Below are 869 nucleotides of genomic sequence, written 5' to 3' on the forward strand. Positions count from 1 at the left end.
CGATTGCGGATTGGAAGATGGATGAAAAACAATTCGAGCGAGTCAGGCACTTGCCTGGCTGGTCGCGACTCAGTGCTGAGACGAAGGCGCTAGTGAAGTCCAGTTATATGTATTACCAGTTCGGCGTATTTCCGTCCCCCGATTTGGTATCGCTGACGCCGCCGGCTCTGCTTTCCGGTGTTTCTAAAAAAGGAGGTGCCTTGTGAGCGGCTCTCATCACCGATCACGAACGCTGCCAAGGCTCAAGCCCTACTTCTGGATCGCTGGAATATTGCTGATTTTTTGGATCGGCTTCGTCTGGCTTGTCCAAATCAAGGCACAGGAACTCAACATGGAACTTCGTGACATGAACCCGGTACTGCGCTGGGGTATCGCCGCTATTGTGGGCCCGATATTGCTGATCTTTACCGTTCACTGGTGGGGTAAAGCCGTGGCCAGTGAAAAGGCGGGGATCGCTGCTTACAAAGCCAATGTCATGGCGCAAATCGCCGAGCAGAAAGCTACACAGCTACGCACTTACTCGTTGGAAATACGAGGCGTTGGGCTTGGGATTCATCAGGACCATCAATCCGAGATATGGCAATTCATCAAGAAAAAAAACGATAACTTTGCTTCGATATACTCACGAGATGCTAAGGATTACACGGACTCGCTGGACTTCAGATTGATCAGTAGAGATATCAAAGTCCGCGTTGCCTTCAAACATTCGGCAGGCGAGTCAGTGGCGTACTGGCCAATCCCGGTGTTTTCCATCGCACCGCCCAAGCAGCCGTCAGATACCGGGGCCGCGAGTAACATTCATAACGGTCGCAACGCCGCCACGCTCGGAGTCACGTTGTTTTTGTGGCAGGACGCAGAAAACACAACCC

Annotated in this window: 2 protein-coding genes; both read left to right on the forward strand. The window is 52.2% G+C overall.

Features of this window, described 5'->3' with window-relative positions; translation table 11 throughout:
* Positions 1-206, forward strand: a 206-nt coding sequence (locus M5G20_RS29985; RefSeq protein WP_273922111.1) for an effector protein Tle3 domain-containing protein, incomplete at its 5' end; no start/stop codon positions are given.
* Positions 203-869 (forward strand): type VI lipase adapter Tla3 domain-containing protein (locus tag M5G20_RS29990; protein WP_337994309.1); only part of this gene is annotated, 667 nt, incomplete at its 3' end. The genes M5G20_RS29985 and M5G20_RS29990, both read left to right, overlap by 4 nt.

The organism is Pseudomonas sp. TNT2022 ID1044 (genome assembly GCF_028656895.1).
Classification (GTDB): Bacteria; Pseudomonadota; Gammaproteobacteria; order Pseudomonadales; family Pseudomonadaceae; genus Aquipseudomonas; species Aquipseudomonas reinekei.